Annotated in this window: 3 protein-coding genes; 2 read left to right on the forward strand and 1 reads right to left on the reverse strand. The window is 40.1% G+C overall.

Translation table 11 applies throughout. From position 1 onward, the window contains the following. Positions 1–860: MobQ family relaxase (mobQ, locus tag QI30_RS19325; protein ID WP_158621098.1), on the reverse strand; the 860-nt coding region annotated here is incomplete at its 3' end. Between the two features lie 234 nt (positions 861–1094). Here mobQ and QI30_RS19330 point away from each other — a divergent pair. Continuing rightward, complete coding sequence (locus QI30_RS19330; RefSeq protein ID WP_126992112.1) at positions 1095–1325, forward strand: hypothetical protein; 231 nt, start codon at positions 1095–1097, stop codon at positions 1323–1325. Next, on the forward strand, positions 1315–1557 hold the full coding sequence (locus QI30_RS19335; protein ID WP_126992113.1) for a hypothetical protein: 243 nt from the start codon (positions 1315–1317) through the stop codon (positions 1555–1557). The genes QI30_RS19330 and QI30_RS19335 overlap by 11 nt, the downstream gene beginning before the upstream one ends. Positions 1558–1617 lie beyond the last annotated feature (60 nt).

The following is a 1617-nucleotide window of genomic DNA, read 5'->3' on the forward strand; positions in this document are numbered from 1 at the left end:
GCTGGCGATAATGCCTTTAAAATGAGTTCATGCTTTTCAAACTGCTCTAACCTTTGCTCAACGTCCTGAAGTGCTAATTTCTTCTCATTGCGCTCCTTCACTTCACGATTAATCGCCACTCGATCAGAGGAACGTCCTTCCTGTTCCATCTTCCGTGCGACATACCCTTCATGGATCGTCGGCTCCTGCTCCAACCCTAAATCAGCATGTGACTTCTCAGAAATTTCGATACCAACACCGGCAAGCGATAAATGCTGATTCGCATACATCGCCCAAGCTGTACGCCACTGCTGTAATTTATCTTTCTGATTCCAATCGTTCATATCAATTTTCCGGGACTTTTTCGCGCCACTTTCCGTAAATAAAGCCTCTCCGTTTTCATCAACAATGTATTCTTTTCGAGACTTCGCACCCCAGCTCCCATCTTCTAAAAATGGTCGCATCGTTAACATCACATGGGCATGTGGATTTTTGGCATCATCACGATGAATGGCAATGTCCGCAACCATACCCTCATCTACAAATACCTCTTGCACAAAATGACGTAGTAATTCTCTTTGCTGCTGCTGTGATAACTCCACTGGTAATGCAACTGTAAATTCACGCGCTAATTGAGCGTTTTTCGCCTTTTCAATCTTCTCGACTTCATTCCATAATCTTTCCCGATCTAAACACCACTCCGGGGCATGAACAGGCTTTAAAAGCATTGTCTCTGGCAACACATCACGATGATGATAAGAACTGACCTTATCATACCGTTCACTATATAATTGTTCTCCACTTCGATAAGCTGCACTGGCAATTGCTGATTGTCCTTTACCTCTAGAAATGACTTGCATACTAAAATGATAAATTGCCATCAAGCATCCCTCTTTCCACAGGAGCGCTAGCGAGTTTTTCACGTGAAGCGTGACCATGTTTTCGCACATACACCAAATGGAAGCGTAGCGTACAGATGGTGTATAAGTGCGCCCTTGTTATTAGCGCCCTTGTTATTAGCGATATTATCACAAATCTCTTATTATTTGAATTATTTTCTCTTTTATGCTCTAATATTGTTAAAATAATATTCAAGAATGAGAGGAGCAACAATCATGAATGAGATTCGTAAAAAACTCGATAAGCTTGAAGAAATGAAAGAACAAATCCGTCAAGAAAAAGAAAAGATGAACGCTCATATTGGACGCCAACTCTTAGCCAAATTAAATATTCAACATGAAGAACTTTCTAAAAAACAACTGGACGACTTAGTTGATACGCTCGCTACACTTTATCAAGACTACAACACACCAAAAGCAGCACCTGATCAAAGCCATGACAGCTAATCACTTACAAAAACTAATCGCTGAAAAAAATCGCTTAGAACTTGAGGTAACCAAGCTACAACAGACCGAATCCCGTAAACAACGTAGCCATATACTCATCCAAAAAGGGGCATTACTCGATAAGTACTTGGACGCACACCATTTATCCATTGAAGAAACAGAAGAATTACTGCAACTCTTCTCAAATTTCATAAAAGAAAAACGACCACAACGATTCAATAAATCTACTTAACAAAGGTGGAAATTTCTACTTTTGTTAAGTTTCTAAAGGAGACCAAACATGCAACTATTT

It is taken from the genome of Candidatus Kurthia intestinigallinarum, assembly GCF_003991225.1.
GTDB lineage: Bacteria > Bacillota > Bacilli > Bacillales_A > Planococcaceae > Kurthia > Kurthia populi.